At 61.1% G+C, this 979-nt stretch carries 1 protein-coding gene; it reads left to right on the top strand.

Annotated features, from left to right (window positions below; translation table 11 throughout):
* Positions 1-103: 103 nt before the first annotated feature.
* The coding region (locus HWN72_RS30725; protein ID WP_211152328.1) for an IS110 family transposase at positions 104-979 on the top strand (876 nt) is incomplete at its 3' end.

The following is a 979-nucleotide window of genomic DNA, read 5'->3' on the forward strand; positions in this document are numbered from 1 at the left end:
GTATGTTCGTGCGGTGAAGTTGGCCCGCCCTCGGAGTAAGCAGGAAACGGGGGTTACGCCGGACGGACCGGCGCCTATCCCCAAGCTTAAGCGAGGGCGAACCATGGACGAGTATAGCGAACTTTTCATCGGACTCGATACATCGAAAGCGAAGATCTCGGTTGCAGTCGCGGAAAAGGAACGGAACGGCGAAGTCCGCTTTTTCGGCGACATCTCCGCCGAGCCGACATCGGTCGCATCGATGGTGGGCAAGTTGGCGAAGCGTGGGGCGAAGCTTCACTTCTGCTATGAGGCTGGCCCGACGGGGTACGATCTGTATCGCCAGATCATCGCGCTGGGGCATGAGTGCCAGGTCGTGGCGCCCTCTCTAATTCCCAAACGCCCCGGTGATCGGGTGAAGACCAATAGGCGCGATGCCGTCAGCCTGGCACGGCTTCATCGCGCCGGCGAGTTGACTGCCGTCTGGGTTCCGGACGAAGCACATGAGGCTGTACGCGACCTTGTCCGCGCTCGTGAGTGCGCCCATGACGCGCTGAAGAAGGCTCGCCAGCAGTTGCAGTCCTTCCTCTTGCGCCATGGCCGGATTTTCCCGGGACGCACATCGTGGACACGGGCGCATTTTCGTTGGCTGGCAGCGCAGAGCTTCACCCATCCCGCCCATCACATCGTGCTCGTCGAATATATCCAGGCTATCGAGGATGCGGGTGTCCGAGAAGATAGGCTGACCAAGCAGGTCGCTGAGATAGCCGCGTCCTGGTCCATGGCACCTGTGGTTGAAGCCTACCAGGCGATGCGCGGTATCGCGTTCATCAACGCCGTCACCTTTGTCGTGGAAATCGGCGATATACGACGCTTCGAAACAGCGCCGCAGTTGATGGCGTATCTCGGGCTTGTACCATCCGAGAGTTCAACGGGCGAGCGGGTGAAGCGCGGGGGCATCACCAAGGCCGGCAACAAGCGGGCTCGCCGCGTGCTGATC

This window comes from Novosphingobium sp. HR1a, from assembly GCF_015594425.1.
Classification (GTDB): domain Bacteria; phylum Pseudomonadota; class Alphaproteobacteria; order Sphingomonadales; family Sphingomonadaceae; genus Novosphingobium; species Novosphingobium resinovorum_A.